This window comes from Plantactinospora solaniradicis (assembly GCF_042658085.1).
GTDB lineage: Bacteria > Actinomycetota > Actinomycetes > Mycobacteriales > Micromonosporaceae > Plantactinospora > Plantactinospora solaniradicis.
In genome coordinates, this window is record NZ_JBHSPR010000007.1 from 267,309 (window position 1) to 289,448 (window position 22,140).

18 protein-coding genes are annotated in these 22,140 nt (G+C 71.8%); 9 read left to right on the forward strand and 9 right to left on the reverse strand.

Going from position 1 to position 22,140, the window contains the following annotated elements:
- Positions 1-237: 237 nt before the first annotated feature.
- A complete protein-coding gene (locus ACFP2T_RS07295; protein WP_377418906.1) occupies positions 238-1,317 on the reverse strand; it encodes an LCP family protein in 1,080 nt (359 codons plus the stop codon).
- A 175-nt stretch (positions 1,318-1,492) separates the two neighbouring features.
- Here ACFP2T_RS07295 and ACFP2T_RS07300 point away from each other — a divergent pair, with 175 nt between their 5' ends.
- The 4 genes from ACFP2T_RS07300 to ACFP2T_RS07315 all read left to right on the forward strand — a co-directional run bounded on the left by ACFP2T_RS07300 (position 1,493) and on the right by ACFP2T_RS07315 (position 7,850).
- Positions 1,493-1,942 (forward strand): hypothetical protein, encoded by a 450-nt coding sequence (locus ACFP2T_RS07300; protein WP_377418909.1) that lies wholly within the window; start codon positions 1,493-1,495, stop codon positions 1,940-1,942.
- Positions 1,943-2,062: 120 nt separating this feature from the next.
- Entirely contained in the window at positions 2,063-3,802 is a 1,740-nt protein-coding gene (locus ACFP2T_RS07305; protein WP_377418912.1) for an Hsp70 family protein, read from the forward strand.
- Positions 3,803-3,946: 144 nt separating this feature from the next.
- Entirely contained in the window at positions 3,947-6,229 is a 2,283-nt protein-coding gene (locus ACFP2T_RS07310; RefSeq protein ID WP_377418915.1) for an APC family permease, read from the forward strand.
- 85 nt (positions 6,230-6,314) lie between these two features.
- Positions 6,315-7,850 (forward strand): serine/threonine-protein kinase, encoded by a 1,536-nt coding sequence (locus ACFP2T_RS07315; protein ID WP_377418917.1) that lies wholly within the window; start codon positions 6,315-6,317, stop codon positions 7,848-7,850.
- Positions 7,851-7,883: 33 nt separating this feature from the next.
- Here the strand turns inward: ACFP2T_RS07315 and ACFP2T_RS07320 are convergent, their stop codons facing one another.
- On the reverse strand, positions 7,884-8,402 hold the full coding sequence (locus ACFP2T_RS07320) for a hypothetical protein (protein WP_377418920.1): 519 nt from the start codon (positions 8,400-8,402) through the stop codon (positions 7,884-7,886).
- Between the two features lie 117 nt (positions 8,403-8,519).
- Here ACFP2T_RS07320 and ACFP2T_RS07325 point away from each other — a divergent pair, with 117 nt between their 5' ends.
- Both ACFP2T_RS07325 and ACFP2T_RS07330 read left to right on the forward strand, forming a co-directional pair.
- Positions 8,520-9,011 (forward strand): hypothetical protein, encoded by a 492-nt coding sequence (locus tag ACFP2T_RS07325; RefSeq protein ID WP_377418923.1) that lies wholly within the window; start codon positions 8,520-8,522, stop codon positions 9,009-9,011.
- 151 nt (positions 9,012-9,162) lie between these two features.
- Positions 9,163-9,675, forward strand: coding sequence for a GNAT family N-acetyltransferase (locus ACFP2T_RS07330; protein WP_377418926.1), 513 nt, complete (start codon positions 9,163-9,165; stop codon positions 9,673-9,675).
- A gap of 18 nt (positions 9,676-9,693) precedes the next feature.
- Here the strand turns inward: ACFP2T_RS07330 and ACFP2T_RS07335 are convergent, their stop codons facing one another.
- The 5 genes from ACFP2T_RS07335 to ACFP2T_RS07355 form a co-directional block, all read right to left on the reverse strand.
- Positions 9,694-10,998 carry a radical SAM protein gene (locus tag ACFP2T_RS07335; RefSeq protein WP_377418929.1) on the reverse strand — a complete coding sequence of 435 codons (1,305 nt, stop codon included), beginning with the start codon at positions 10,996-10,998 and terminating at the stop codon, positions 9,694-9,696.
- 160 nt (positions 10,999-11,158) lie between these two features.
- On the reverse strand, positions 11,159-12,205 hold the full coding sequence (locus tag ACFP2T_RS07340; RefSeq protein WP_377418932.1) for a hypothetical protein: 1,047 nt from the start codon (positions 12,203-12,205) through the stop codon (positions 11,159-11,161).
- A gap of 108 nt (positions 12,206-12,313) precedes the next feature.
- Positions 12,314-13,711: an acyl-CoA synthetase gene (locus ACFP2T_RS07345; protein ID WP_377418934.1), complete on the reverse strand. Its 1,398-nt coding sequence runs from the start codon at positions 13,709-13,711 to the stop codon at positions 12,314-12,316.
- 81 nt (positions 13,712-13,792) lie between these two features.
- Positions 13,793-14,992: a low temperature requirement protein A gene (locus ACFP2T_RS07350; protein ID WP_377418937.1), complete on the reverse strand. Its 1,200-nt coding sequence runs from the start codon at positions 14,990-14,992 to the stop codon at positions 13,793-13,795.
- Between the two features lie 170 nt (positions 14,993-15,162).
- On the reverse strand, positions 15,163-16,281 hold the full coding sequence (locus ACFP2T_RS07355) for a glycerophosphodiester phosphodiesterase (RefSeq protein WP_377418940.1): 1,119 nt from the start codon (positions 16,279-16,281) through the stop codon (positions 15,163-15,165).
- A gap of 304 nt (positions 16,282-16,585) precedes the next feature.
- Between ACFP2T_RS07355 and ACFP2T_RS07360 the strand changes: the two genes are divergently transcribed.
- From ACFP2T_RS07360 to ACFP2T_RS07370, 3 genes are read left to right on the forward strand one after another with little or no spacing between them, the layout of a single operon-like run.
- Positions 16,586-17,143 carry a helix-turn-helix transcriptional regulator gene (locus ACFP2T_RS07360; protein ID WP_377418943.1) on the forward strand — a complete coding sequence of 186 codons (558 nt, stop codon included), beginning with the start codon at positions 16,586-16,588 and terminating at the stop codon, positions 17,141-17,143.
- The gene (locus ACFP2T_RS07365; protein ID WP_377418946.1) at positions 17,136-17,873 is read left to right on the forward strand and encodes an ABC transporter ATP-binding protein; all 738 of its coding nucleotides are present in this window, start codon (positions 17,136-17,138) and stop codon (positions 17,871-17,873) included. The genes ACFP2T_RS07360 and ACFP2T_RS07365 overlap by 8 nt, the downstream gene beginning before the upstream one ends.
- A 3-nt stretch (positions 17,874-17,876) precedes the next feature.
- Complete coding sequence (locus ACFP2T_RS07370; protein WP_377418948.1) at positions 17,877-20,171, forward strand: ABC transporter permease; 2,295 nt, start codon at positions 17,877-17,879, stop codon at positions 20,169-20,171.
- A gap of 5 nt (positions 20,172-20,176) precedes the next feature.
- On the opposite strand, the gene ACFP2T_RS07375 is transcribed toward ACFP2T_RS07370, so the two are convergent.
- Positions 20,177-20,656 (reverse strand): hypothetical protein, encoded by a 480-nt coding sequence (locus ACFP2T_RS07375; protein ID WP_377418951.1) that lies wholly within the window; start codon positions 20,654-20,656, stop codon positions 20,177-20,179.
- A 108-nt stretch (positions 20,657-20,764) separates the two neighbouring features.
- Positions 20,765-22,033, reverse strand: coding sequence for a cytochrome P450 family protein (locus tag ACFP2T_RS07380; protein WP_377418954.1), 1,269 nt, complete (start codon positions 22,031-22,033; stop codon positions 20,765-20,767).
- Positions 22,034-22,140 lie beyond the last annotated feature (107 nt).

Sequence of the window (22,140 nt, forward strand, 5' to 3'; positions counted from 1 at the left end):
GGTGCCAGTCGGCCACCGGGGTCGGCGTCGGACAGTTCCGCCGGACCGCGCTGCACCGCCGGCCAGCTCGACATATCCATGACCTCCCCCGTGGCACCCCGGCGCGACAACTGGCGCCGTGAGCAGCCGCCAGCAGGATAGTGTCCCGACCAGCCGGATTGCCAGGACCGTCAGCTTCCAGGACGGACGGTCGGGCCGGTGACGGCGCACCGGGGTCCGGCCATCACGGCGGCGCGGTTATTTCGTCGCAGCCTTAAGGATCTCCGGTACGGCGTCACGGCGGACCGCATCGTAGAACTTCTTGGCCTCGTCGGTCTTGGCGAACACGACACTCTCCCCACCGACGTTGCCGGTCCCCTTGGTCGGGCTGGTGATGAAGGTGAGGTTGCTACTGCGCAGGTGGCGCAGCTCCATCGCCAGGTCCAGCATGGACATCGTCTTGTCCACCGAGACGGCGTCGGCGGAGGCCTTGACGAACGAGTTCAGCCGCGCCGGGTTGGCGAGCGTGCCGCCGGAGGCCGCCTTGTCCAGGATGGCCCTGATGACCTGCTGCTGGTGCCGGATGCGGGCGAAGTCCCCGTCCTTGAAGGCGTACCGTTCCCGGGCGTAGTCCAGCGCCTCCGCACCGTCCATCAACTGCGGGCCCTTGGTGAACTCCCGTCGCCCGGAGGGCAGCAGGGAGTGGGTCGAGGTGAAGCTCTCCTCGACGTTGATCTGCACGCCGCCCAGCGCGTCCACGATCTCCTTGAAGCCGGCGAAGTCGACGATCGCGACGTGGTCGACGCGGACCCCGGTGAACTTCTCGACCGTCTGCACCATCAGCGGAAGCCCACCCCAGGCGTACCCGGCGTTGATTTTGGCATCCCGGCCGCCGTGCTTGCCGTTCTTGCTCTTGGGCACGTTCACCCAGGTATCCCGGGGGATCGACACCAGTTGGGCGCTCGACCGGTCCTTCGGCAGGTGGGCGAGGATGATGGTGTCGCTTCGTGAACCGGAGGTGTTCGCCGGGTCACGGGTGTCGCTGCCGAGGATCAGGATGTTCTTGGCATCCTGCGCCACCTTGACCGGGCGCGACTCCTCGGGCACCTCGTCGAACGCCTCCACGCGTTCGATGCCGCCCTCCACCGAACGCACATAGAGGCCTGCGGCGACCGCACCACCGGCGCCGAGCAGGGCCAACACCAGCAGCGTGATCAGGATGATCCGCCTGGTGCGGCGGCGTCTCTTGGGAGCCGGTGCCCCGGTTGGCTGCTCATCGGGAGTCACCCCGTTGGCCTCGGTGGAGTCGGACTCCGCGAGTTGAGGTTGGTGTGGCATGGCTCGATGCTACTGATGGCCGCAACGTGCCAGCTGCCCCGGATCCGGTGGCATCCGCCACCACGGGTCGGCACCGGGTATCCGGACATCTCCTCCGGCAGCCGCATCGATCGGCGGTCAGAATGGGCCGGGAACCTGACGAGCCTTGTCAGGTACGGCTGGCAAGATCGACGGCATGAACGACTTCGATTTCCTCATCGGCTCCTGGAACATAGTCAACCGCCAGCTCAAGACGCTGCTCGTCGGCAGCGACGACTGGGAGACCTACTCCTCCACCAGCACCTGCTACCGGATTTTCGAGGGCGGCGGCAACACCGAGGAGATTGTCTTCACCGGTCGTGGCAACCGTGGCCTGACCCTCCGACTGTTCGACCTCGAACGCAAGGAGTGGTCGCTCTACTGGGCGAGCAGCCGTACCGGACTGCTCTACCCGCCGGTGGTCGGCACGTTCACCGACGGCTGCGGGGACTTCTACGGCGACGACACGCACCAGGGCACCCCGATCCGGGCGCACTTCAGGTGGTCCGACATCACCCCGACCTCCGCGCGGTGGGAACAGCGATTCTCCGTCGACGGTGGACAGACGTGGGAGACCAACTGGGTCATGGAGTACAACCGGGCGTAGGCCCAGCGGGGGCGTACGTCGCCAGCGGCCGGCCGGCACCGGTTACCCGGGTCGGTCGGCCGCCGCCGTACCGCGTCGGTCCCCGGCTCCGGATGTCCGACTTCGCTATTGTTCTGCACCGTGGCCAGCGCCCCGCGACTAGCGATCGACTTCGGCACCTCACACACCGTCGCGGTGTGTGAGTGGCGCGACGGTGAGGGCCGACCGCTGCTCTTCGACGCCTCTCCGCTACTTCCCTCCGCGGTACTCGCCGACGCCGCCGGCCGGCTGCTCGTCGGTAGGGACGCGGTGCGCGCCGGCCGGACCGATCCGGGCAGCCTGGAGCCGTACCCGAAACGACGGATCGACGAGGGCAGCATCCTGCTGGGCCGGACGGAGGTGGCCGTCGTGGACGTGGTCGCCGCCGTCCTGCGCCGCTGCGCGGACGAGGCGGTCCGGGTCGCGGGACACCCGATCGGCGAACTCGTGCTGACCCATCCGGCGGCCTGGGGACCCCGGCGCCGGGAGGTCCTCGTCGACGCGGCCGGACGCGCCGGGCTGCCCCGACCCGCCCTGCTGGCCGAACCCGTCGCGGCCGCCACCTACTTCACCACGGTTCTGGCCAGGTCCGTGCCGACCGGCGCCGCCGTCATCGTCTACGACTTCGGCGCCGGCACCTTCGACGCGGCGGTCCTCCGCCGTCGGCCGGACGGCGGCTGGGACGTCGCCGACAGCCAGGGCCTCGCCGACCTGGGCGGCATCGACCTGGACGGCATCGTCGTCGAGCGGGTCCGCGCCGCCGTCGCGGCCTCCGACGTGCAGCGGTGGCAGCGGCTGACCCAACCCGGCACCGTGTCGGACCTACGGCACCGGCAGTCGCTCTGGGAGGAGGCCCGCGCGGCCAAGGAGCAACTGTCCCGGCGCAGTACGGCCGGGTTGCACCTGCCGATCTTCGAACGGGACGTGCACGTCACCCGGGAGGAGTTCGAGAGCGCCGCGAACGCCACCATCGAGCGGACCGTGGCGCTGACCGCCGCGACGATGTCCTCCAGCGGACTCGACCCGGGACAGGTGGCCGGGCTGTTCCTGGTCGGCGGAGCGAGCCGGGTCCCCCTGGTGACCACCAGCCTGCACCGCTGGCTCGGTCTGGCACCCACCATCATCGAACAGCCCGAGCTGGTCGTCGCCCAGGGAGCGCTGCTCGCGACCGTGGCCGGCACGGGCCGGACCGCGGCCGCGCCGCCGCACGTCATACCGGTCTCCGCACCGTTCAGCCCGGCGAACGGCGCCCCGACGCCCGGGCAGCCGGTGGCCCCGGTCGGCCCGCCGACCAGGCCCGCCCTGGCCCGGCGGCGGCGCCGGAGCACCTGGATCGGCGCCGTCGCCGTCGCCCTCGTACTCGTCGCCGCCGTGGTGGTGGCGGTGGTGGTACGGGCGAACCGGCAACCCCCGCTGAGCGCGCAGGGACTGGCCAACGAGCAGGTGATCCAGTCCCCACCGCTGCGCGCGTTCGCCCGGCCGTGGCTCGATCACGTCACCGCCTGCGAACAGCGCACCCCGGACACGTACGGCGGGCGGGCGACCGAGTACGTCGCGTGTGCCGGCGACGGCTGGGAGGTCCAGTTCCGGGCTCTGCACGACCGGAACGAGCGGAACCTGTCCCGGGACCAGCGGGTCGAGGCGTACGACGGCATCCGTGAGGTGTTCACCGGTGAACGACCAGAGTCCGGCACCCTGGTCAGGTACGTCTACGGGCCCCGCCTGCTGGTGATCTACTGGGACGACGACGATTCCGCGATGGTCGGCGACCTGATCACGGCCGGCGACAGCGACCTCGACTTCTCGGCCCTGCTCCGAGTCTGGGAGGAGCACGTGCGGTAGCCGTCCGCTGGACAGGGCGCCTACCGACACCCCTCCCCCTACCCCCTCCCCCGTTCCTTCCTGCCGGAAATCGCCATTCGCGTGCCGCCGGTCGTCCGGATCGGTGAAAGTGCGAGGCGGGAGAGGCGGAGGACGGGGCGGAGCATGGGTGCGGGGCGGCGGCGGGAGCGGGACGAGGGCGGGACGGCTCCGCCGGAGCACCCGCCCGTCACCTTCAGCCCGTCGGCGGAGTTCCCGCCGCTGACCGACGCCGAACTGACCGCGCTGCACGACGTCGGCCAGCGGTGGCACGCGGACCTGGGCGGGCATCCGCCCCGGGACGCCGTACTGCCGCTGGACCCCAGCCTCGAGCAGTACCGGCAGCAGCCGACCCCGGGCCGCTTCGGCCGACTGGCCAGGATCGAGATGTTCCGGACCGAGCGGCGTGGCCAGTTGACCGTGACCGGATCGGCGGACGCCTCCGGCACCTGGTTGCGCCGCGCCCCGGCCCGGCTCCGGCGCGCTCTGCTCGGGCCGCCCCTGGCCAGCGCCGCCGTGTTGCAGGAACGGATGCGCAAGCTGGTCGCCCTGCCGGTGCTCTCCTCGGATCTGCTCTCCTCGGTGGCCTACGGACCGGAGGCGATGCTGGCCGTACTGGTGCTGGCCGGCAGTGGCGCGCTCGGGCTCTCCCTGCCGATCGCCGCCGGACTGGTGGTGCTGATGGTCACGGTCGGTACGTCGTACCGGCAGACCATCCGCGCCTATCCGCACGGCGCCGGCTCCTACCTGGTGGCCAGCGACAGTCTCGGTCCCCGGTCCGGCCTCACCGCCGCCGCCGGCCTGATCCTCGACTACGTGCTGACCGTCTCGGTGTCGGTGGCGGCCGGGATCGGCGCGATCACCTCGGCGCTGCCCGGACTGACCCCGTTCACCGTGCCCCTCGGCCTGCTGGTGATCGCCGGACTGCTCGCCGGCAACCTGCGCGGCGTACGGGCGGCCGGCAAGATCTTCGCCGCGCCGACGTACCTCTTCATCGCCGCCGTCCTGCTGCTGTTCGCCGTCGGCCTGGCCCGGGCGGCCGCGCGGGGATTCACCCCGGTCCCGCCGCCGCAGGTCGGCGCCGTGGAAGGTCTCGGCCTGCTGGTCGTGCTCCGGGCCTTCGCCTCCGGCGCGTCCTCGATGACCGGCATCGAGGCGGTCGCGGACGCCGTGCCCGCCTTCCGCCCCGTCGAGTGGCGACAGGCCCGTACGACGCTGACCTGGATGGTCGGCATCCTGGTGGTGCTCTTCGCCGGGCTGACCATCCTGATCGACTTCAACGGTCTGGTCCCCGGGGGCGACGAGACGCTACTCTCCCAACTCGCCCGCCGGACGTTTCCCACCGGCCCGTGGTACGCGCTGATCCAGGCGGCGACCACGATCGTGCTGTTGCTGGCCGCGAACACGGCGTTCAACGACTTTCCCCGGCTGCTGTTCTTCATGGCCCGGGACGGCTACGCGCCACGGCGCTTTCTCCACATGGGCGACCGGCTCGCGTTCAGCAACGGCATCGTCGCGCTCGCGGTGGCGGCGGCGCTCATCTTCGTCGCGTTCGGCGGCTACACCCAGTCGCTGATCCCGCTCTACGCGGTCGGAGTCTTCCTCGCGTTCACCCTCTCCCAGGCCGGAATGGTGGCGCACTGGCGTCGTCACCGGGGCCGGAACTGGCGCCGGCGGGCGGCGCTGAACGCGACCGGCGCGCTGCTCTGTGCGTTGGTCCTGGTCACCGCGGCGATCACCAAGTTCGTCGCGGGCGCCTGGGTGGTGGTGCTGGCCGTGCCGCTGCTGGTGCTGCTCTGCCTGCACATCAGGTGGCACTACGACGCCATGCGAGAGGCGCTCGCGCTGCCCCCGCCGCAAGTGCCCGGCACCGGGCGGCCGGAGCCGGCCGGCGGACCGGGTGGATCCGGGCGGGGCGGCGAGCCCGATCCGATGGGCCGACCGAACCGGGTGGAGGAGTCGACCGGCCCGGGTGACCTGCTGGTCGACCTGACGCCACGGGAGGTACGACACCTGGTGGTCGTACCGGTCGCCCGGCTCAACCTGGCCGCGCTCCGGGCGCTGGCGTACGCGGCCTCGCTCGGGCAGCCGGTCTTCGCCGTACATCTCAGTCCCGAGCAGGAGGAGGCCGACCGGTTCCGGCAGCAGTGGGAGACCTGGGGCGACCACCTCCGGCTGGAGACGATCATCTCGCCGTACCGGACGGTCATCGCGCCCCTGGCCCAGTACGTCGAGGCCCTGCACGCGGTACGGCCGGAGGTCACCCTCACCGTGGTGGTGCCGGAGATCGTGGTCCGACACCTGTGGCACAAGCTCCTGCACACCAGGACCGAGTTGCTGCTCCGCCGGGCCCTGCGTGACCTGCCCGGAGTGGTGGTCACCAGTGTGCCGATCCACCTGCCCGAATAGGTCAAGCGCACTACCGACACAATGCCGCCTTCGTCCCCGGCGTGTGCGATGGTGCGTCGATGTCGTTTCGGAGGAGACTGTCGGGGTGGACTCCCAGCAGGTGCTCGGCGGTCGCTACCGGCTGGAGGACCAGCTCGGCCAGGGCGGCATGGCGGTGGTGTGGCGGGCCCGCGACGAGGTACTGGGACGTTCCGTCGCGGTCAAGCTGCTGGCCGGTCCGCACGCCCGGGACCCGTCGTCGAGGCGGCGGATCCGGCACGAGGCGCGGGCCGCGGCCCTGCTGTCGCACCCCAACGTCGCCCAGGTGTACGACTACGGCGAGTCCGTCAACGGCCTGACCCACATCCCGTACGTCGTGATGGAACTCGTCTCGGGGAGCACCCTGGAGCAGCGTCTCGCCGCCGGGCCGTTGCCGCCGAAGGTCGCCTTCCGGATCTGCGCCGAGGTGGCCGCGGCGCTCGCCGCCGCCCACGACCAGGGCCTCGTGCACCGGGACATCAAACCCGGCAACGTGATGGTCACGCCGGCCGGCGCGAAGGTCGTCGACTTCGGCATCGCTGCGGCGGTGGACCGCGACGACGGGGACGAGTGGGGCGACGAGTTGCTGGGCACTCCGGGCTATCTGGCTCCGGAGCGGATCAGCGGCGACGCGGTGGAGCCGGCCTCCGACGTGTACGGCGTGGGCGTACTGCTCTATCGGCTGCTGGCCGGTCAGGCGCCGTGGAGCGCGGAGACCGCGACCCAGATGCTCAGGGCGCACGTGTACGTCGAGCCGGCACCGCTTCCGCCGCTGCCCGATGTTCCGACCAAGGTCGGCGACCTGATCCAGCGTTGCCTTCGGAAGGATCCGGCACAGCGACCGACCGCCCGGGAGGTGGCCGCCGTCCTCGCCCGGGCGGCCAGGGTGCGGATCGTCGACGACGAACTCGCGCACTCGCTGGCCCCGGCGGCGGTCGACGGGGAGCCGTCGACCGTGCTGGTGCCCCGGCCGGCGAACGGGGCCGGCGGAGCCGGTCGGTTGGCACGAGGCCGCTCCGTCGCCCTGGCCGGCGCCGTGGCCACGGTGGTCGTGGTCGGTGCGCTGTTCTGGCTCGCCGACCCGACCGGATCGGGGCAGAGTCGGTGGCCCGGAGCCGGGCGGCCAGGTCCGAGCGGCGAACAGGCCGTCGATGAGCGGCCACCCGAGACGGCTCCCGGTGCCGCGTCCGGTACACCGTCGGCTCCCGCCGACGGCGGTACCCCGGTCATCGGCATACCGCCCGCTCCGCAGGGGACACCCGGATCCGACCCGAATACGGTGCAGAGCGGCCAACCCGACTCGTCCTCGGACAACGCGACGCCGGCTCCGACGACCGGCACCCCGCCGGCCTCCCCCGAGGAACCCCCGCCGGCGGAGCGGACGCTGTCGTCGGACGGCGGCACGGTCCGGGCGACCTGCACCTCGGACGGGGACGCGCGACTGCTGTCCTGGACGGCGGCCCGGCCGTACCGGGTCGAGCAGGTCGACGCCGGGCCTGCGGCGGCGGCCACGGCCGCGTTCCGGCACGGGAACCGGACCGTGCACATGACCATCACCTGTGCCGACGGCGTCCCCTCGACGGAGAACACCGCCTCCGAATGAGGTCTGCCGCCCGTCCGCTACCTGAGCTGTCCGCTACCTGAGCTGCTTTCCGACGTCCTTGCAGGCCGGCAGCGCGGCCCCGGAGAGCGTGAGTTCGCCCAGCCGGACGGTCTTACCCGGGCGGGTGGGTAGATTCCGCATCGCGTCGGCGACCAGTCGGTCGTACTCGGCCTCGGAGATCACCTCGACCGGCGCCGGTGAGACCACCTGCCGCAGGCACGGCTCGACGGCCGTGAACCGGGCCCGTTCGGCGTCAAGCTGTTTCTCCAGTTCGACGACCCGGGCCTGCGAGTTCGTCGCCTGCCGCGCCGACTCGGCCTGTTGCGCGGTCAGCTCCGCCACCCGGCGTCGCTCGTCACGACGGTCGCCGTCCGCGTCCACGTACAACCCGCCGAGCAGTACGGTCGCGGCCGCCAGCGCCACCACGCCGCCGATCCACAGCCACGGCCGCCGGTGCACCGCACGATCCGACGCGACCGGCATCACCCCGTCGGGTACGGCCGGCGGCCATTCCCGCTCCGGTCGGTCCGCCTGGCTCTCTGGCTGTTCCATCTGCTGCCTCTTCCCATCGCGACACGTCGCTGCCATGATCCAACAACGACGGTCGGTTCGATGTCACCCGGACCGGCAATACTGTCCGGCCATGGACACCGAGGGAGCGGCGCGAAGATGACCGGGGTCGAGAGTTCGTTCCGGGCCGGGATCGGCACTCTGGAGCTTGAGCACGGGCCGGGCGAGCTGCGGATGTGGACGCTCCAGCCGCCGCTGGCCAGCACGCTGTTCGGCACTGTCGTCCCGGTCAACATCATGCTGGAGGGCACCGATGATCTCGACACCGCCAACCTCGGGCTGATCGCCGAGGTGGTCGCCGACCCGGACCGTCACCTGGCGGACGCCCTGCGCTTCGCACACCAGAAGCTGCTGGACGACCCCGCCTTCTTCGGACTCACCGAGGCGGAGGTCGAGCCGTACCGCGAGGCTCCCAGCCGGAGCATTCCGCTGGGGGAACCTCGGCTCGTCTTCTACACCGGGGCGCAGTGGTGCGCCTTCTTCGAGGAGGGGCGGCTGCCGATCTGCGATCCGTACGGCTTCTCGGTCGCCTTCGAGCACCACCGACCGGTACGGGTCGAGGACTGGCAGGACGCCGAGATCCTGGGCTGAGCGGCAGGACGACGATCAGTCCCCGGCACGCCGCTGTCACCCGGCCCGCCCCGAGCGGGGGACGCGGCTCCCCCGTACGGGGGAGGAACCGGTGTCCCGGCAGATGGATCATGCCGGTGTGAGCGGCGCGGGATCGCGGACGGAGGTTCCCATGGTGGCGACCAGTACGACCGAAGCAGGTGGACCCGCTCGGGAGATCGCCCTGGTGTCACCGGGGTCGGCGGAGGCCCGCCACCTGCTCCGGTGTTACTTCCACGAGATCGTCAGCCGGTACGACGGGCGGCCGGTGGCCCCGGAGCGGATCGACTCGCTGCTGCGGGACAACCCGGCCGACGACCTGGCCCCGCCGCACGGCTGGTTCCTGGTGGCCCGGCGACAAGCCGTCGCGGTCGGCTGTGCCGGTCTGCGGCTGCTACCGGCGGACGGCGCCGAGGTGCACCGGGTCTTCGTCGCGCCCACGGCTCGCGGTCACGGGATCGCCTCCCGGCTGCTGCGCCGCCTGGAGGAACTGGCCCGCGCGCACGGCGTCACCCGACTGCGCCTGACCACCCGGCACGACCTCGTCGAGGCCCGCCGGCTCTACGCCCGGCACGGCTATCGGGAGACACCGGCGTACAACGACGACCCCTATGTCGACCACTGGTTCGCCAAGGAGCTGCGCTGAGCGCCTGCCGCCACGACGTCAGTTCGCCGGCAGGGTGTCCATGAACGAGCTGACCGAGAAGACCGCGTTGCCGGCTCCGGGCGGGCCGTAGCCGGGCGGGCTGGTCAGCCCGTTGGCCTCCATCGTCGCCCGGTACGCCTCCAGCAGCCGGATGTGGTACTCCAGCGGGGCACCGGCGGGATTCATCCGGCCCAGCGGAGTGGTCGGCTCCGGGCACCAGGTGGTGAACCGTGGCGTGATGCCCCGGGACATGAAGTACTGAAGTCCCTCGGTGGTGGACTGGATCGCCTCGTCGACCGTGCGGAAGCCGTACGGCTCGGCCATCTCGATCCCGGCGACGAAGTTCGGGATGACGTTACGCGGCCCGAAGATCTCGGCGGAGTCGAGGATCCGGCGGTGCCACTCCTCGCGACCGACGTACCGCTCCTTGCCCGGACAGTGCAGCTCGAAGAGCCGCTTGTCCCAGACCTCGTAGTTCGGGTGGTAGATCCGGATGCCGTAGTCGTGGAACCGCTGCACGTCGGCCTTGGGCAGCGCCTGCGCGACGACCTTGCCGATCCACCGGCCGGGGAAGCGCTCCTCGATCGCCTTGGCGTACCGGCCGTAGAAGTCGGCCTCGGCCAGACCGTCGACCTTGGAGGTGATGCTGCCGCCGGTGAGGGTGTACGCGTGCGAGGCGCCGACGGTGTCGTACCGGTCGATGATCTCCATCGCCTCCAGCACCTCGTCCACCGGCTTCACCCCGGTGTACGGCCGACCCGCCGCCTTGTGCTGCCGCCAGTTGTGGTTGATGTCGCAGTACTGGCACTCCTCCTTGGCGCCGAAGTACTGGCAGACCCGGAAGACGGTCAGGTAGATCAGGTAACCCCACTGGATGGTGGGTGCGACCTCCATCACCGACTTGCCGTTGCCGAGAGTGTGCCGGTAGTACTCCGGCATCGGCGGCAGACCGACGTCGGCGATCGGGCGGTCGTCCAGGTAGAGCCGGAGCACGCCGTCGCCGCCGTCCTTCACCCGGTACGGCGAGTCCGGGTTGACCCGGACCGAGACGACGGTACGGCGCAGCTCGTACGGGCCGCCGGTCAGGACGATCTCCTCCGGCGGCCGGCGTAGTGCCGCCGAGCCCAGTTCCGGCAGCGTGCGGTGGTCGAAGGAGAAGATGAAGTAGGACTTCGGCTTCACCTCGCCGCCCTCGTTGTCGGTCAGCGCCGAGTCGTCGAACGCCATCCCGCCGCGCAGCAGGTCCTCCTTGATGACCGCCTCGCGCGGAATGTGCGGGAAGCGCCCCATGAGGTCCTCGATGAGATCAGTGCGGGTCTGCACGCGCGCTCCTCCGGTCCGCTTTGACGCTGTCTGGTCTCTCGACGAACTCGACGAGGCCTTCCGTCACCATGGCACTTCGCCCCGACGCGGTGGCGACCGCCGGTCGTCGGTGTGCCCCCGAACACGCTACCCGCGCCCCCGTCGGGACCGGCCGGGTGGATCACGGATCGACGCCGGGTGACGCCTTCCGTTCGGCCAGGATGACCAGCGTCAGGACGCTGACCAGCGAGCCGACCAGCACCGTGCCGAACGTGCCGTAGGCGTGCACGGCGAAGGTCAGTCCCTGCGGAGCCCACCGGTCGCCGGACAGGATCGACGGCATGGCGAGGAAGCCCGCACCGACCATGCCGCCGGCACCGAGCCAGACCGCGGCCAACGGCACGACGAACCGGACCCGGGTCGGCCACCGGTGGACCATGCCGAGGAGTCCCGCAGCGCCGAGCGCCACCTGTAGCGCCGTGACGGTGTCCCCGAACCGGAGCCAGCCCGCGCGGGGCTCCACCGCCAGTCCGGCGGTGCCGCCGAGGGCCCAGTACAGCCGCAGGATGACCAGGCCCGCTGCCAGCGCCCCGGCGAGCCAAGCCAGCGGCACCTGTACGCCGTGCGTGGCGCCGACCCCGCCCTCCGCCACGGTCCCTCGGACCAGCGGGCCGAACCGGTCACGGGCGTAGCACGCCAGGGCGATGGCGAGTGCGACCCCGAGCACGATGAAGCTGCCGTACACGATCAGGAAGATCCATGGCCGTAACACCGGCTCCGCGCGGTCGACGGCCGGTGGCGTCGGCGACCACCAGCCGAGCGCGAAGAAGATCCCGGTCGCCGGGACCAGAACGACGAACGGGGCCAGCAGGCCGGCGCCGACCCACATCGGCACGCCGAGCAACCACACCGGCAGCCGGGTCCCCCACGGCCGTACCGTGGCCAGGCCGGCGATCATCCCGATCACTCCGAGCGCTCCGGTGATCACGTTGTCGACCACCCACTGCGACCGGGAGACGCCGCCGAGGTCGCTGATCCCGACGCTGCTCCCGCAGATCCACAGCACCTTGAGGACGACGTAGATCCCCGCGGCCGCCACCGCAGCCCAGCCGGCGACCCGTCGCACCCGTCCGAGGCCGACCACACCGGTCACCGGCCCGGCGCCGGCCGGCCCCGGCCTGGTGACCCGCCGTCGGCGCCGGGAGTTCGTCCTGTCCGCAACCGTCATCCCGACACCCTCGCCGGACCGGCCGTCCGACGGCTCACGCCGTGGCGTGAGCCGGCTACCCCGCAAGGGGGAACGGCCGGTCCGGGCTCCGACCGCCGGCCGCGTTCGTCACGGCAGCAGTTGCCGCTTCTGCACCTTTCCCATCGCGTTGCGCGGCAGCGCGTCGACCAGGTGCACCTGACGCGGCCGCTTGTGCCAGGACAGCCGGCCGGCCACGAAGTCGATCAGCGACTGCGCCGCGACGCCGTCGCCGACCACGTACGCCACGATCTCCTGGCCGAGTTCCGGATGTGGCACCCCGACCACCGCCGCCTCCCGGACCCCGGGATGCGCGAGCAGCATGTTCTCCACCTCCCCGGCCCCGATCCGGTATCCCCCGCTCTTGATCAGGTCGATGCTGGCCCGGCCGACGATCCGGTGCTGCCCGTCGGGCCCCACCGTCGCCACGTCACCGGTCCGGAACCAGCCGTCCGGGGTGTAGCTCGCCGCGGTGGCCTCCGGCATGCCGAGGTAGCCCGAGAAGAGGGTCGGCCCCCGGACCTGAAGCTCGCCGATGCTCTCCCCGTCCTCCGGAACCGGCCGGCCGGCCTCGTCGACCAGCCGGGTGGCGGTTCCCCGCAACGGCAGCCCGACGTGTCCGGGCCGGCGCTCGCCGTCGACCCGGGTGCTGACCGTGATCAGGGTCTCGGTCATCCCGTACCGCTCGATCGGCCGGTGTCCGGTCAGCTCGCGCAGCCGGTCGAAGACCGGTACGGGCAGCGGCGCGCTTCCGGAGACGAGCAGCCGCGCCGGGGCCAGCGCCCGTGCCGACGCCGGGTCGGCGGCGATCCGTGACCAGACCGTCGGTACGCCGAACAGCAGGGTGCCGCCGGCCGTGGCGTACCGGTCGGGTCGGGGTCGTTCGGTGTGCACCAGCGGGGAGCCGACCCGCAGTGCGCCGAGCACGCCGAGCACCAGCCCGTGCACGTGGTACAGGGGCAGACCGTGGGCGAGCGTGTCGTCCGGGGTCCACGCCCATGCCTGCGCGAGGGCGTCCAGGCCGTACGCGATCGCGTCGCGGGTGAGCAGGACGCCCTTGGGCGCCCCGGTGGTGCCGCTGGTGTAGAGGATCAGCGCGGGCGCCGTACCCGGAGGTTCGGGGAATCCGGCGGACGGTCCCGGCCGCCCCCGGTCGACCGGTTCGACCGGAACCGACACCGGGACCGGCGGCGGCGCGTCCGCCAACAGCAGCGCGGCGCCGGAGTTGGTGAGGATGTGCGCCAGTTCCACCGGACCGGAGTCGGCCGGCACCGGCACCACCGGTACGCCGGCCATCAGTCCACCGACGACCGCGACGACGGTGTTCAGCGAGGCGCTGGCGTGTACGGCGACCGCGGGTGCCCCGGCGATCCGCCCGGCGACCCCGGCGGCGGCGTCGCGGAGCTGCTCCCAGGAGGCGATCTGGTCCCCGACCCGCACCGCCGCCCGCTGGTCGGGCAGTGCTCCACCCAGTGCCGGCAACAGCATCGGATCCTCCGTCCGTCGGGCAACGTCGTACGATCCTGCCAGCTTTCCGCCTGATCCTTCCGGCCGGCGGCCCCGGTGTGCTCAGACGGGTGGATTCGGTTCTATCGCCAGGTCCCCCGGGTTGCGCACCACGTCGGCGACGACGATCCCGGCCAGCACGGCGGTGGCGAGGAACGGCGCCGCCAGCAGCGGCAGGACGGCGGCGACCGGGGTGAGGAGGGCGAGCGCGAGGAGGCCGTACCACCGGGTCACGGGGATCTGCCGGGACATCTCGTACTCGCACCAGGCCCGGCCGGCGAGGTATATCGCGGGTCCACCGAAGATGATCGAGATCCAGGTCAAATCGTGGGGCGGGTACGGGTCGGCGATGAGCAGGCCGTACCCGACGGCGGTGGAGACGATCCCGCACACCATCACCAGGTGGGTGTAGCCGGCGGACCGGCTGAGCCGGAGCTGGTCGCGAGAGGAGTCGAAGGCCGAGGCCAGCGGATGACGGGCCTGGTAGAAGTAGATGCGCCAGAAGAGGACGGTGGTGACGAAGGTTGCCACGAACGTGGCGGTTCGTTCGACGGCGAAGCCGACGGCGCTGAGCACGAATCCGCTGACCAGGATCGCCTCGCCGAGGGCGATGAGCAGCACCTGCTGGTACCGCTCGGCCAGGTGGGGTGCCCCGATCCGCCACTCGGTGTGCCCGGTTCGGCCGAGCCCTGGGGTGGGCCAGCGCAGGGCGGGGCCCAGGAACTCCAGGATCAGTGCCGCCGTCCAGAAGATTCCGCGTCCGGCCCCGCCGTTCAGCGCTCCGGCGATCCAGCCGATCGAGGAGACGGCCGCCCAGAACAGGATCCGGGTCGAGGCCGGCTGGCGGGAATGGCCGCGTAACAGCAGCACCAGGATGAGCGAGCGCCCGATCTGGATCGCGACGAAGGTACTGGCGAAGATCACGCCACGCTCGCCGAATGCCTGCGGCAACGACACCGCCATGATCATGGCACCGAACATCGAGCCGATGACCAGGAGCTGGATCTCGACCCGGCGTGGGTCGAACCTGCTGGTCATCCAGGCGGTGAGCAGCCAGACCTGCCACAGGGCGAGCAGGACCAGCAGGGTCTGCCCCAGTTCGGAGAGCAGGGTCCGTCGGCTGACGGTGTAGTCGTCGGTCAGTCGCTGGGAGAGCCGGGTGAGTGCGAAGACGTACACCAGATCGAGAAAAAGCTCCAGGTAGGTGGCCCGCCCCCGACTGGTGGAGTCCCCGATGTGCCCGACCTGGTTATCCCCCGCCACGGACGGTCCGTCTTATCCTGATTTGCACCGCCACTCGGCAGTCATATCACGACCGGCGGGCCTCGGAGGGAGGTTCACACCCACCTCGGTCGACGCCCGACGGGCACCGGGCAGGCGCGGCGGAGCGACCTCCTCGCCGAGCCTGCCCAGCCGGTCCCCGCGGGTACGCCTCAGTCCAGTGCGGCCCTGGCCGCGACCGCGGTGTCCGGATGGTCGCTGAACACCCCGTCCAGGCCGAGGCCGAAGAAGAGCTCGTACTCCGCGATGATGTCGCCCCGGGCGTTCGGGTCGGCGCCGATCCGGAAGTCGGTCGGCAGGAACTGGTTCTCCGCCCGGAAGGTCCAGGCGTGCACGACCAGGCCGGCCCGGTGCGCGTCCCGGACCACGGCGGTCGGCGCAAGCAGCTTGCCGGTGGTGTCCCGGGGAACGAGCAGGTTCTTGTTCGCCCCGATGCCGTCGGCGTAGGTGCTGATCCACTTGAGGTTCTCGGGCTTGACCAGGTCCGCGTACGTCCGCGTGTCCCCGGCCACGGTGAAGTCGTACGGCCTGCCGGAGGCGTCCAGCAACTGGGCCAGCCGGACGTCGGTCAGCTTGCTCAACTTGCGGAGGTTGGCGGTCTCGAAGGACTGGATGATCACCCCGTCCTTCTTGCTGGTCAACCCGTTCCGGTTGAGTACCCGCACCAGTGGCTCCTCCAGCGGCAGACCGATCGAGGAGAAGTAGCTCGGGTGCTTGGTCTCCGGGTAGATGCCGATCGTCCGGCCCAGGCGCCGGCTCTCGCTCCTGGCCAGGTCGATGACCTCCTGGAGGGTGGGCACCGGCAGTGTGCCGTCGAAGGCGGTGTTGGTCGTGCGTACCTGGGGCAGCCGCTCCTTGGCCCGCAGCGTACGCAGCTCGGCGAGGGTGAAGTCCTCGGTGAACCAGCCCGTCACCGCGACCCCGTCGATGGTCTTGGTGGTCCGGCGGGCGGCGAACTCCGGGTGGGCCGCGACGTCGGTGGTCCCGGAGATCTCGTTCTCGTGCCGGGCCACCAGCACCCCGTCCCGGGTGGACACCAGGTCGGGCTCGATGAAGTCGACGCCCATCCGGATCGCCAGCCGGTAGGCCTCCAGCGTGTGCTCCGGGCGGTAGCCGCTGGCGCCTCGGTGCGCGATCACCAGCGGCCGGTCAGCGGTCACCTGGCCCGGCCGGTTGTCGCGGTCGTGCGCGGTGGCCTGGCCGACCGGCAGGACCACGGCCGTGGCCAGCAGCAGGCCGGCCAGGCCGAGAGCGGGAAGGGTACGGGACAACGTCGTCTCCTGTCGTCGGGGTGGTCCAGGTCGCGGATCGACCTGGAATCCAACCCGGCGCGGGCGACCAGCAGTCGGGCGGCGGCTGTCCGTACGGTGAACCTCCGGGGCTGCCGCAGCACGACGGAAACTTCGGGCATCCGGTCTTCCCCCCGTTCGAACCTGCCCCGCTCAGGGCTGATTATTTCCGCCGTCCACGGTCGTGACCTGGTGATCGGTCCAATTGCGCCGACCGGCTGACGGACCTCTTGACGGGCGATGCATAACGGTTATGCTTTAACCGTTATGCATTGGAGGCTGACCGATGAAACATGTCGTGCTCGGACTGCTCGCCGCCGGACCGGCTCACGGTTACGAACTCCGTCGGCGCTACGACGAGTTGTTCGCCGACGCCGGTGTGGAGGTCAACATCGGTCAGATCTACGTGACCCTCGGCCGACTGGAACGCGACGGACTCGTCGCGCACACGACGGAGTCGGGCGGGGACCGGCGGGACCGCAAGGTCTACCGCCTGACCGAGGCGGGCACCACGGTGCTCCGCGACTGGCTGTCCGCACCCTCGGACACCCCGCTGGTGAAGCCGGACGTACTTCTCAGGCTGGTCACCGCCCGCCTCGCCGCCCAACTGCTGCCGGACGTGGACCCACGGACGGTCATCAACGGCCACCGGCAGCGCTGCCTGGAGGCGCTGCGGGAACTCGACCACCAGGCGGCCCGCACCGCCACCGGAAGCGTCAGCGGCCTGCTGGTGCAGGCGACCGCGCTGCACCTGCAGGCCGAACTCCGCTGGCTGGAGGCGTGCCAACAGCAGCTCACCGAGATCGAACTCAAGACCTCCTGGAAGGGAGAAGGCGATGAGTGACCCGCTGCTCCGCGCCCACGGGCTGGAGCGGACCTACCAGGGTGGAGCGCGGACCTTCGCCGCCCTGCGAAACGTCTCGATCGAGGTGGCCCGAGGCAACTGGATCGCCATCACCGGACCGAGTGGCTGCGGCAAGTCCACCCTGCTGCACCTGCTCGGCGGCCTGGACCGGCCGGACCACGGCGAGGTGTGGCTGGCCGGCACCAGGCTGGACAACCGTTCGGAGAGCGAGCGCGCACTGCTCCGGCGCCGACACGTGGGCTTCGTCTTCCAGTTCCTCAACCTGGTGCCGACGATGACCGTCGTCGGCAACGTGGAGCTGCCGCTCGTACTCCAGGGTGTCGGACGCCGCGAGGCCCGGAGCCGGGCCCTGGAGGCCCTTGACGAGTTGGGCGTGGCCGAGGCCGCCGACGCCGCGCCGACCGAACTCTCCGGCGGACAGCAGCAACGGGTGGCACTGGCCAGGGCCGTGGTGCACCGCCCCGACGTGCTGCTCGCCGACGAGCCGACCGGCGCGCTCGACTCGGCCGCCGCCGAGAACGTCGTCGACCTGCTGCACCGACGACACGAGGACGGCCAGAGCATCGTCCTGGTCACCCACGACCACCGGATCGCGGCGGCCGCCGACCGGGTGGTCACGATGCTCGACGGGCAGATCGTCGACGAGCGCGACCTGACCACGTCGTCCCGCCGACCCGCGTTCACCAACCTGATCAACCTGGAGGGCTGAGCCGTGTCGGCCATCCTCCGGCTCGCCCGGTCCGGCCTGCGGGGCGGCAACCGGGCCAGCGCGATCGCCACCGTACTGGTCGCCGCCCTGGCCACCACCGGCGTCGTCGCCGGATTCTCGGTCCAGGGCCAGGGCGGGCCGGAGGTCGACCGGATCTACCAGCAGGCAGGCCGGCCGGACCTGGTCGTCTACGGCGCACCATCGGCGCTGGAAGGGCTACGCCGGGACGAGGCGTTCGCCGAGACCTCCCCGGTGACCCCGTTCGTCGACGCGGCGGTCGCGCTCGGCTCGGACTCGGTCGACGCGCGGATCGCCGCACCTCCCGCCGGTTCCGCCGGGGTGGGCCACCCGCTGCTGCGTTCCGGTGCCTGGCCGGGGCCGGGCGCCACCGGCGAGGTCGTCCTCGACCAGGCCGCGGCGACCGAAGAGGGCATCCAGGCCGGTGACCAGGTGGAACTCACCGTCGGCGGCCGACCGGCCACGATGACCGTGGTCGGCACGGCGGTCGACCTGACCGACTGCTTCTACCCCGACTGCGACCCGATCCGGCTGTTCGTCGATCCGGCCGCGCTGGCCACCCTCGCCCCCGGCCCGGACGCCGCCCCGGCCCCCGCCGCGCAGAGCGCACTGTTGATCGCCCGGCTGGTCGACCCCGACCGGGCCGACGCGGTGGCCGCCCGGCTCGGCACCCGGGACGGCGTCGTGGGCGTCCAACCCTGGCCGGACACCCGGGACGACATCCTGGTCCGGGACCGGATCTTCGGGGCCTCGCTGGCCGGGTTCGGAATCTTCGTACTCCTCGCCGCCGCGTTCGTGGTCGCCGGCACCGCCACCGCCCGGCTGCTGGCCCGGCGGCGGGAGATCGCGCTGCTCCAGTCGGTCGGATACACCACCCGGCAGATCATCACCGGCCTCGTCGGTGAGTCACTGCTGCTGGGTGCGGTCGGCGTACTCGCCGGCTGGGTGGTCGGCACCCTGCTCGCCCCGTTCCTACAGATCGGCCTCGGTGGTGCCCTGGGCCGCCCCGGCCTGCGGATCGAGCCGCTCTCGCTGGTCGGCTCCGCCGCCCTCGTCGGGCTGATCCTCGGCGCGGCCACCCTGCTGCCCGCGCGGCGAGCCGCCCGGCAACCGGTCTCCGACGTGCTGCGTAACGCCCCACCACGGGCCGTCGCCCCGGCCCGGGTCGCCCGGCTGCTCGACCGCCTCCGGCTCGGCCCCGCCTACCGGTACGGCCTCGGCGCGGTACTCACCCGGCCCGGACGCTCGGCGCTGACCGCCGCCGCGCTCGCGGTCGCCGTCGCGGCGATCGTCGTCGGCGGTGGCTTCGCCGCCACGATGGATCGGCTGATCGCCGAGCCGGCCCGGGCCGGCGATCCCTACGACGCCCTCGTGGTGGTGGACGACGGCACCGATCCGGCCGCGCTGGCCGGAAGGATCGCCGGCACACCCGGCGCGACCGGCTGGTACAGCCAGATCGACCGCCGCACCACCCTCGGCGACCAGACGTTCCTGTCGCGCGCGATCGGTGGCGACCCGGCCGACGCCGGATTCGTCGTCCGCGAGGGCCGTCCACTGCGCGCGGCCGGCGAGGCGATCGCCGGGTACGGCCTGCTGCGCCGCTTCGGCCTCCAGGTCGGCGACACCGTCGCGGTACGGGCCGGCGACACCCCGCTCACCCTCACCATCGTCGGTTGGTACAGCGAAACCGAGGACAGCGGCGAACTACTGATGTACCGGGCGGAGATGCTGCCGACGGTGGCCCCCGACGCCTACCTGGTGTCGACCGGCCCGGGCGGTACGCCGGAGGCGCTGGCCGCCGCCCTGCGGGACAGGCTCGGGCCGGACGTCACCGTGCACGCCCGGGAGTCCGACCCGGACGACCTCGGCATGTTCACCGTGGCGATGCGGCTGCTGGCCGTACTCGTCCTGGTGGTCAGTCTCGCCAACCTCGCCGCCACGCTGCTGACCGGCTCCCGCGAGCGCTCACGCACACTGGGCGTGCTCCGGACCCTCGGCTTCACCGTCCGGCAGACCCTGGCCCAGTCCGCCACCGGCGGCGCCGCGCTCGGCCTCGCCGCCGGGATCATCGGACTGCCGATCGGCCTGCTGCTGCTGTACGTGCTGGCCAACCGGGTCACGATCGGCATCGGCGCCGGTCCGGGGCTCACCGAACCGCCCTCCTGGGCGTTGCTCGCCGCCGCCGTTCCGGCGACCGTACTGGCCGGCGCGCTCGCCGGTGTCCTGGCCGCCCACCGCCTCTCCCGGACCTCCGCGTCGGTTCTCGTGCGCTGGGAGTGACGACGTCAGGCGTACTTCCACGTGATGCCGGGCGGGCGCCTCTTCGGGTTGCCCGCCCGGTCGAGCGGCTGCTCGTTCGCCTTCCGCACCAGTTCCTCCCGGTCCGGGCCGAGCAGCAGGGGCATCAGCCGCCGCAGCCACGTCGCGTTCTGCTCCAGCGTGCTTCGGACCACCTCGACGCCGTAGGACTGCCAGGGCACCCTGTGCCGGGGCGCGAACACCGCCGCCTCGACCAGATCGGGCAGGTCGGCCCTGGATCGCTGGTCCGGAATCAACAGGTCGGCGCTCACCACGATCCCCGCGCTGTCGCGCGGACCCCGTTCCCAGGACACCGAGACCAACAGGTCCGGCCGCTGGTACCAGACGACCGGCAGGAGATCCTCGGTGTACGTCGGATCGGGCATGTCGTAGTCGTCGACGAGGAACCGGAAGCGCTGCCGGACCTCGGTCTCGAAGACGACCGGCTCCTCCCGCCTCTTCTTCATCCGCTGCCTCCCCTGGCACCTCGCCATCCACGCCAACGCCCCGGGAGTTCGGCGCGGCCGCGGTGCGGCTGCTCCGCGAACGTTCCGCCGGCAGCAGCACGGATCAGCTCAGAAGGTGACCGGCAGGCTGCTCAGGCCCCGGGTCCGGAACGACGGCCGCCAGGACAGCTCGGCCGGCTCGACCGCGAGCGCCAACCTGGGGAACCGACGCAGTACGGCGCCGATCGCGATCTGTGCCTCCAGCCGGGCCAGCGGCGCACCGACGCAGTAGTGGATGCCGTGCCCCAGCGTCAGGTGCCCGTTGTCCGGCCGGCGTACGTCCAGCAGGTCCGGTTCGGCGAACCGCTCCGGGTCCCGATTGGCGGTGGCGACGCAGAGCAGCACGGTCGCACCGGCCGGAATGGTGACCCCGCCGATGGACAGCTCGGTGAGCGGGAACCGGCGTAGCGCCACCGTTCCCGGCGGCTCGTAGCGGAGCAGTTCCTCGATCGCGGCCGACGACGGCTCGGCACCCTCCCGCACCGTGGCGAGCTGTTCCGGGTTGCGCAGCAGCGCCAGCAGGCCGGTGCCGATCACGTGCACGGAGTTCTCGTAGCCGGCGAAGAGCACGAGGAAGGCGAGCGACGTCAACTCCTCCTCGCTGAGCCGGTCGCCGCCCGGTCGGTTGCCCGGGTCGGTGGCGGCGCCGGGGTCGTCCGATCCGTCGTCGCGGGCCGCGATCATCGCGGTGAGCAGGTCGTCGCCGGGGTTCCGCCGCTTGTCGGCGATCAGCCGGACCAGGAAGTCCTGTAGTTCCATGATCGCCCGCGCTCCGGCCCTGGGGTCGTCGGCGGGCGGAGCGATCATCACGTCGGTCCAACCCCGCATCGCCGTCCGGTCGGACTCCGGCACGCCGAGCAGGTCGGAGATGACCGTGACGGGCAGCGGGCCGGCGTACTCGGCGATCAGGTCGGCCTTGCCGGCCGGGGCGATCCGGTCGAGCAGGTCGCCGGCCGCAGCCTCGACCTTGGGGCGCAACCGGGAGATCCGCTGCGGGCCGAACGCGTGCCGGACGAGCCGGCGGATCCGGGTGTGGTCCGGCGGGTCCATGTTCAGCAGGTTCGCGTCCAGGGCCGGCGGCAGCGAGAAGCCCTTCCAGCTACCGTCGCCGTTCGCCTTGTTCAGCGACAGCCTCGGGTCGGCCAGCCCGGCGCGTACGTCGGCGTACCGGGTGACCAGCCAGACCTTCGCGCCGTCCGGCAGGGTGATCTGGTGCACCGGCCCGGCCTCGCGCAACGCGGCGAATCCCGGATATGGGTTGGCGATGAAGGCGGCGTCGAACAGCGCCCCGGCGTTGGACGGGCGGGGCGGCGCGGCGGTATCCGGCTGTCCGGTCATTCCGCCAGATTACGCCGCCGCCGCGACCCGCTTCGTCCCCGGCGGCTGGGGCGCCGAGAGTTGGACCGGCGCGGCCGCTCGGGGCCGCGCCGGTCCGCAGTGGCGCA